The sequence below is a fragment of the Streptococcus parasanguinis genome (assembly GCF_023109675.1).
GTDB classification, from domain to species: domain Bacteria; phylum Bacillota; class Bacilli; order Lactobacillales; family Streptococcaceae; genus Streptococcus; species Streptococcus parasanguinis_I.
The window spans coordinates 94064-100604 of the sequence record NZ_JALDUR010000007.1 but is presented as its reverse complement, the minus strand read 5'-3'; the positions used below and the strand labels follow the sequence as shown (position 1 = coordinate 100604).

Annotated in this window: 7 protein-coding genes; 6 read left to right on the top strand and 1 reads right to left on the bottom strand. The window is 38.5% G+C overall.

What is annotated here, in order from left to right; translation table 11 throughout:
- Positions 1-571, bottom strand: a 571-nt coding sequence (locus M1G14_RS06705) for a response regulator transcription factor (RefSeq protein WP_247926420.1), incomplete at its 3' end; no start/stop codon positions are given.
- A gap of 158 nt (positions 572-729) precedes the next feature.
- On the opposite strand from M1G14_RS06705, the gene M1G14_RS06700 reads away from it, so the two are divergent.
- The 6 genes from M1G14_RS06700 to M1G14_RS06675 all read left to right on the top strand — a co-directional run bounded on the left by M1G14_RS06700 (position 730) and on the right by M1G14_RS06675 (position 6259).
- The gene (locus M1G14_RS06700; protein WP_023918267.1) at positions 730-1440 is read left to right on the top strand and encodes an ABC transporter ATP-binding protein; all 711 of its coding nucleotides are present in this window, start codon (positions 730-732) and stop codon (positions 1438-1440) included.
- A gap of 1 nt (position 1441) precedes the next feature.
- Complete coding sequence (locus M1G14_RS06695) at positions 1442-2254, top strand: hypothetical protein (protein WP_024055297.1); 813 nt, start codon at positions 1442-1444, stop codon at positions 2252-2254.
- Entirely contained in the window at positions 2235-2924 is a 690-nt protein-coding gene (locus M1G14_RS06690; RefSeq protein WP_024055296.1) for a hypothetical protein, read from the top strand. Before M1G14_RS06695 ends, M1G14_RS06690 begins: the two co-directional genes overlap by 20 nt.
- Positions 2925-3177: 253 nt before the next feature.
- Positions 3178-5166, top strand: a complete 1989-nt coding sequence (uvrB, locus tag M1G14_RS06685; RefSeq protein WP_049523400.1) for an excinuclease ABC subunit UvrB — start codon at positions 3178-3180, stop codon at positions 5164-5166.
- A gap of 12 nt (positions 5167-5178) precedes the next feature.
- On the top strand, positions 5179-5802 hold the full coding sequence (locus tag M1G14_RS06680; RefSeq protein WP_049523398.1) for an NAD(P)H-dependent oxidoreductase: 624 nt from the start codon (positions 5179-5181) through the stop codon (positions 5800-5802).
- Between the two features lie 103 nt (positions 5803-5905).
- On the top strand, positions 5906-6259 hold the full coding sequence (locus tag M1G14_RS06675; RefSeq protein WP_049514538.1) for a hypothetical protein: 354 nt from the start codon (positions 5906-5908) through the stop codon (positions 6257-6259).
- The last annotated feature ends 282 nt before the right edge of the window (positions 6260-6541 follow it).

The following is a 6541-nucleotide window of genomic DNA, read 5'->3' as shown; positions in this document are numbered from 1 at the left end:
CATACAAAAAGAGAAGACCTATCAGGTCCTCTCTAGATGTTAGCTTTTCGTCACCCACTACAGTTGACAAAGAACCATTTTTTGCTAAAAGGTAAAGTAAATCAAACTCTCTCTTGGTCAATGAAATTCTCTTTGATTGATAATAAACTTCTTGACTATCTCGATAAAAAGTTATATTTGAATCCATCTCTTCTTTAGAGGAGTTGTGAGATCTTTCTTCCCTACGAAGATGCATTTGAATTCTTGCAATCAATTCCTTTATGCTGAATGGTTTTGTGATGTAATCATCGGCTCCGGCTTGTATTCCTTTTAGTAAATCTTCTTCAAAATCTTTAGCGGTTAGAAATAGAATTGGAGTAGTAATTTGTGAACGAATGGAACGACAGATTTCTAAACCAGAAATAGGCATCATGACATCAAGTAAAATTAGATCGAATCCAGTAAAGTCACAGATATTGATCTCCTCTATATTTTTACGAGTTTCCACGTGAAAGTTGTTGGCTTTTAATGCATTCGCTATTAATCGTAAGATTTTTTCATCATCGTCAATGGCTAAAATTTTATACTTCATAGTTCCTCCAATTATATGAGCATATTATAGCAAATTTAGAATGCAATTTGTTAGAAATGAAGAAAATAATTATTCTGATAATTTCCTGATTTTCTCCTGTTATACTTGCTCCAAGTGAAGATGGATTTTCACTAAAAGTCAGAAAGGAAAAAGAATGAATGATAACAATTCAAAAGCTACATAAGGAATATAATAATAAAATTGTCCTTCAAAACGTGTCTTTCAAAGCCAAAAAAGGTGAGATTACTGGATTGATTGGACCGAATGGATCTGGAAAATCAACTTTAATTAGAATTTTACTTGGTTTAGAAAATAGTCAAATGGGAATGGCGTTGATCGATGGGAAAAAATATTCTCAATTGGGAGATAATCCTTTTTGTATTGTTGGATCATTCCTAGATAGTTGTCAACCTTATCCAACTAGAACAGGATTTCAGCATCTTCGGTGGATTGGCTTGGCTTGTGGCGTTGACAAAAATAGGTGCAACGAATGTTTAGAGTTGGTGGGGTTAAGTGAAGCTAAAAATAAAAAAGTAAAAGACTATTCATTAGGAATGAAGCAACGTCTTGGTTTAGCAACAGCCTTATTAGCAAATCCTGACATCTTAATTTTAGATGAACCAATCAATGGACTAGATCCAGAAGGAATACGCTGGGTACGCAATTTTTTGCAGTCTTTTGTCAATGAAGGTAAAACTGTATTAATGACAAGTCATTATATGAGTGAGTTAGAATTAACTGTAGATCATCTGGTTGGTATTTCTAATGGGAAAATTGTTATTGATGCTCCTACAAAAGATATTTTGAAACAGTTTGGATCTTTTGAGGAAGCATATTTTAAGGCGCTCGAAGGGAAAGAAGGTGAATAATATGTTGAAACGTTCCTTTTTTAGTGACCTCTATAAATATTGTAGTTTAGCTACTTTTAAATTCACTTTTTTTCTTATTTTGGGAGTCAGCATATTTTTTTCAATTCAAAATATCCAGGTGATAAATGCCTTAGTAGAAGGAAATGGACAAGCGGTTAACCTTGATCCATCTATGTTATCATCGAATCCAGTGTATACAGTCAGGGATGCTCTCTTATCTTCACCCTACCAAGCAAGTGTCATTTTCTTGCCAATTCTTGTTTCACTTGTTTATTCAACCCATTATCAATTTGGTGATGATTATTTTAGCCAGTTATTGATTCCTAACTGGAAAGTTCGTCTTACTGGGTTTATTGCAAGTTCGATTGTCCTATCGTTACTCTCTACTTTAATATTTTCTATAGTAAATGCTATTATCTTACTCATTTTTCTAGATTCAACTTTAAAGAATTATTTAGAATTTACATTGTTCTTAGATGTCACGGTAAGAGTTATGATATTTGCAATCGTTCTTACTTTATTAGCTTTACTTTTCGTAATAGTAACGAAAAAATCAATGACTTCATTAATTGCAGACGTTTTGTTATTGGTAATCACTTTATCAGGTATTCTAAGAGGACTTTCTTCTAACATAGAGAATCTATTGCCTTTGATTGGAGCAAAGTCATTTGCTTTTGGCCGAATTGAAGGAACTCAAACGAGCCAATTGTATGGATTTACACTTTTAGTAGTTGAAGGGATCTTGTTCTTGGTATTCATAATGCTTGTAGAAATGATTCGAATGAGGAGGAAGAATGGCAAGAATATTTTTTAGTCTTATTGTCAAAAAATATAGTTTAAAACCCGTAAAGTACCAGATAGCTATACAGTCACTTTTTATAGGTTTTGTGTGTCTCTTAGGTGTTTTACCAGTTTCAATCAATGATACTGTTGTACAATTATCTATAAAGCAAGCTCTTGTTTTTGCTTCAATGCTCTCTGTTAGCATTGGGTGTGTTAATGCATTTGTTGAGTTACAAGCTCACGAAACAAAACTGGTTTATTTGGTAAGTGGAAAAAGGATCTTAAGTTCAATTAGGATCCTGTTCGTAGAGTTATGTGATGTAGTACTACAATCAACCTTATATTTCATTGTACTACTTATATGGTTTCATTTTTTAAGTAGTGAAAATGGTGTCAGTTTAGAAATTTTCAGTTTCTATTTGATTGGCTCCATCCAATATTTTTTAATTTCTTACTTCTTAAGTTATTTTTTCAAAAGTCCAATGGGAAGTTTAGCTATTTTGCTGCTATTTCCTATTTTGGTACAACCATTCATAGAAAGAGTAGTGGAACCATTGATTAGTTATCTATTTTATAATATTGTTGCGGATACCATTTTAGGTACTGCTTCCAATTTACAACTCTGTACTTACATTATTGGAATTGTATGCTCACTTGGAGCAACTCTCTACCTCTTAGTAAGGAATCAAGAAGTTAAGTAGTAAATAAAAATGATACTAATGAGCAAACCTTGCTAATTTTGTATATCATGGACACTGATGTTTATTACGTATTGCATTGTTTTAGAATAAAAAACAAGACTTTCGAAGTAATTGCGAGAGTCTTGTTTAGTTTTCACTCTAATGCGTGTCCAATTAATTATTTTGTAATATGTTGTTTTCCCTTTCATTCCTCATCTCAGAGAATTCTAGTGATTTATGGTAAAATAAGGTCTATATATGTGAGGACAAAGAGATGATTAATCGAGTAATAGATAACAAATTTAAACTAGTATCCAAATACCAACCGTCTGGTGATCAACCGCAGGCCATTGAGCAGTTGGTGGATAATATCGAGGGTGGTGAGAAGGCGCAAATCCTGATGGGAGCGACTGGTACGGGGAAGACCTATACCATGAGCCAGGTCATTGCCCAGGTCAATAAACCGACCCTGGTTATCGCCCACAATAAAACCCTAGCAGGCCAACTTTATGGGGAGTTCAAGGAATTTTTCCCTGAAAATGCGGTTGAGTACTTCGTATCTTACTACGATTACTACCAGCCAGAAGCCTATGTGCCATCTAGTGACACCTACATCGAAAAGGACAGCTCTGTCAATGATGAAATTGATAAACTACGTCACTCCGCAACATCAGCTTTGTTGGAGCGTAACGATGTCATTGTAGTCGCATCTGTTTCTTGTATCTATGGTTTGGGTTCGCCTAAGGAATATGCCGATAGCGTAGTCAGCCTGCGTCCAGGTCTGGAGATTTCTCGTGATAAACTTCTCAATGACTTGGTAGATATCCAGTTTGAGCGCAATGACATCGACTTTCAACGGGGGAAATTCCGTGTTCGGGGAGATGTAGTCGAGATTTTCCCAGCTTCGCGCGATGAACATGCCTTTCGGGTTGAGTTTTTTGGAGACGAGATTGAGCGGATTCGTGAGATTGAAGCTCTGACAGGCCAGGTTCTGGGAGATGTGGATCACTTGGCTATTTTTCCGGCTACTCACTTTGTGACCAATGACGACCATATGGAAGTGGCCATTGCCAAGATTCAGGCGGAACTGGAAGAACAGTTGAAGGTCTTTGAAAAAGAAGGCAAGTTGCTAGAAGCTCAACGTCTAAAACAACGGACCGAGTATGATATTGAAATGCTGCGGGAGATGGGCTACACCAATGGGGTCGAAAACTACTCTCGTCACATGGATGGTCGGAGTGAAGGAGAGCCTCCTTACACCCTCCTTGACTTCTTCCCAGAAGATTTTCTCATCATGATCGATGAAAGCCACATGACCATGGGACAGATCAAGGGCATGTACAATGGTGACCGCTCGCGCAAGGAGATGCTGGTCAACTATGGTTTCCGTTTGCCGTCGGCCTTAGATAACCGTCCACTTCGCCGTGAGGAGTTTGAAAGCCATGTCCACCAGATTGTCTATGTGTCAGCGACACCAGGTGACTATGAGATGGAACAAACCGATACCATCATCGAGCAGATCATTCGTCCGACAGGTCTACTCGATCCTGAGGTGGAAGTGCGTCCGACCATGGGACAAATGGACGACCTCTTAGGTGAGATCAATGCGCGTGTAGAACGTGGAGAGCGGACCTTTGTTACCACCCTGACCAAGAAGATGGCAGAAGACTTGACCGACTACTTCAAGGAAATGGGGGTCAAGGTCAAATACATGCACTCGGACATTAAGACCTTGGAGCGGACGGAGATTATCCGTGATTTGCGTTTGGGCGTTTTTGATGTCTTGGTCGGTATCAACCTTCTTCGGGAAGGGATTGACGTACCGGAAGTGAGTCTAGTTGCCATTCTCGACGCGGATAAGGAAGGTTTCCTCCGTAACGAACGGGGGCTGATCCAGACCATTGGTCGTGCTGCTCGTAATAGCGAGGGTCACGTGATCATGTATGCGGACACCATGACCCAGTCTATGCAAAAAGCCATCGATGAAACAGCCCGTCGTCGGAAAATCCAGATGGCTTATAATGAAGAGCATGGTATTGTACCACAAACCATCAAGAAGGAAATCCGTGACCTGATCTCTGTTACCAAGGCGGTGGCCAAGGAAGAGGACAAGGAAGTGGATATCACTAGTCTCAACCGCCAAGAGCGCAAGGAACTGGTCAAGAAACTGCAAGGCCAAATGCAAGAAGCCGTCGAAGTGCTTGATTTCGAATTGGCAGCACAAATCCGCGATAGGATGTTGGAAGTCAAGGCTTTGGATTAGTAGGAGGGAAGAATGAAAATTCTAGTCATCAATGGGCATCCGGATAAGGAAAGTTACTGTCAGGCTATTTTTCAAACCATTGTAGAGAATATTGATCCAAATCACCACGAGCTTAAAGTGATCAGTCTCAATGATGAGGACTTTGATCCAGTCCTTCGCTACGGCTATCGAAAGCGGATGGAGGAAGATCCTTTTATTCTTCGTTCCCAAGAATTAATCCAGTGGGCGGATCACCTGATCTTTGTCTATCCCATCTGGTGGAGTAGTATGCCGAGCCTTATGAAGGGCTGGATCGACCGGGTCTTTACACCAGGGATTGCATACTCAGCCAATGATCAAGGAAGCTTCATCTGGAATTACCTTAGAGGCAAGCAATTCAAGAAGTTGCTTAAAGGCAAAACCGCCAGTATTTATGCGACCTCCATGGCGCCTACTTGGTGGTACAAGATCTTTTCAGGTCCTCTCAACATTCCGGATAGTTATGGTATCTCTGTTTTGAAAAATGCCGTCTTGAACCACTGTGGGATTAAAACCAAGCGCGTCTGCATCTTGGGAGAACTCGGACGGGATGTGAATACCGCTAGCATGCGGGAACACCATCTCCAAAAGATAGCAGCAGAAGTGAAAAAACTCTGATCAAAAGTTAGTTTGTTCTAATAAGTTAGGGTCTTTAGTTGTATTTTGAATAGGTTTTAGTTAAACTATTAATATAATCTATAAAACATAGGGATGATTCAATATGCTGCTATTTATCTATATGATCTATGTCGTTTTTTCACTATCCAAAATGAAAAATGAAGGAAAAAGGGTCTCTATTTTTACTAAGGTGATTGTTTACGGCCTATTGATTCTCTCTTTGTTTATGTTCTATTTCAGATTTTTGGCATTTTTATTTAGTCCATTGCCATTTTTTGGCTTTCTAGCTGCTCTTGCTATTGGAGGTATGATGCTATCTCTTAAAATAGTTATTGCCCTTGCTTTGCTTTTGTTATCTCTTAGCCTATTCTTAGATAGCAAAAATAGTAATCCGGAAACGCCTCTCATTGATCATTGGTTACGATTGGGGGTTCATATTCTACTGATCATTATTTAAGGCAAGAACTCTACTTTCAAGCCTGAATGTGGAGTTTTTTGTCCCTTGAGATTTGCAACCACCAGAAACGGAAGTTAAAAATCTCAAGTGAAGGTATCAATCAATGCACATTGACGTAGTTATGGATTCGCTTTATAATCTAGTTAGTTACATCTTTTCTAAATTAGGGGGACTTCTCTATGCTAAAGCAGTTAAATGGTTTTAAAATGTTTTATTTATTCTTCTTAGCTTTTTTCGTTATTGAAGTAATACTAGTTTTTTTGGGTCTATCATTTACCCCTC

Excerpts from the sequence above, each read along its gene's own strand:
- M1G14_RS06700 (WP_023918267.1), top strand. The coding sequence starts at position 730 with ATGATAACAATTCAAAAGCTACATAAGGAATATAATAATAAAATTGTC.
- M1G14_RS06695 (WP_024055297.1), top strand. The coding sequence starts at position 1,442 with ATGTTGAAACGTTCCTTTTTTAGTGACCTCTATAAATATTGTAGTTTA.
- M1G14_RS06690 (WP_024055296.1), top strand. The coding sequence starts at position 2,235 with ATGGCAAGAATATTTTTTAGTCTTATTGTCAAAAAATATAGTTTAAAA.
- uvrB (WP_049523400.1), top strand. The coding sequence starts at position 3,178 with ATGATTAATCGAGTAATAGATAACAAATTTAAACTAGTATCCAAATAC.
- M1G14_RS06680 (WP_049523398.1), top strand. The coding sequence starts at position 5,179 with ATGAAAATTCTAGTCATCAATGGGCATCCGGATAAGGAAAGTTACTGT.
- M1G14_RS06675 (WP_049514538.1), top strand. The coding sequence starts at position 5,906 with ATGCTGCTATTTATCTATATGATCTATGTCGTTTTTTCACTATCCAAA.